This is a genomic window from Pantoea sp. EEL5 (assembly GCF_049892805.1).
GTDB lineage: Bacteria > Pseudomonadota > Gammaproteobacteria > Enterobacterales > Enterobacteriaceae > Pantoea > Pantoea ananatis.
In genome coordinates this window covers 1-518 of record NZ_JBNDNJ010000021.1, presented here as the reverse complement: position 1 = coordinate 518, position 518 = coordinate 1, and the positions used below count along the sequence as shown (strand labels likewise).

The following is a 518-nucleotide window of genomic DNA, read 5'->3' as shown; positions in this document are numbered from 1 at the left end:
AAAGAGCAATTTCAACGTAACAAACTGCACGTAAACGTGGGAACCATCGGTCACGTTGACCACGGTAAAACCACCCTGACTGCAGCGATCACCACCGTTCTGGCTAAAACCAACGGCGGCCAGGCACGTGCGTTCGATCAGATCGACAGCACCCCGGAAGAAAAAGCACGTGGTATCACCATCAACACGGCACACGTTGAGTATGAAACCCCGTCTCGCCACTATGCGCACGTTGACTGCCCAGGCCACGCCGACTATGTGAAAAACATGATCACCGGTGCTGCGCAGATGGACGGCGCGATCCTGGTTGTTGCTGCGACTGACGGCCCAATGCCGCAGACCCGTGAGCACATCCTGCTGGGTCGTCAGGTAGGCGTTCCTTACATCATCGTGTTCCTGAACAAGTGTGACATGGTTGATGACGAAGAGCTGCTGGAACTGGTTGAGATGGAAGTTCGTGACCTGCTGTCACAGTACGACTTCCCGGGCGACGATACACCAATCGTTCGCGGTTCAGC

General features: G+C 55.4%; 1 protein-coding gene. It reads left to right on the top strand.

The genetic code is table 11. The features are described 5' to 3' along the window. A partial coding sequence (locus ACPXSQ_RS23010; protein WP_426144426.1) for a GTP-binding protein occupies nt 1-518 on the top strand: 518 nt, incomplete at both ends.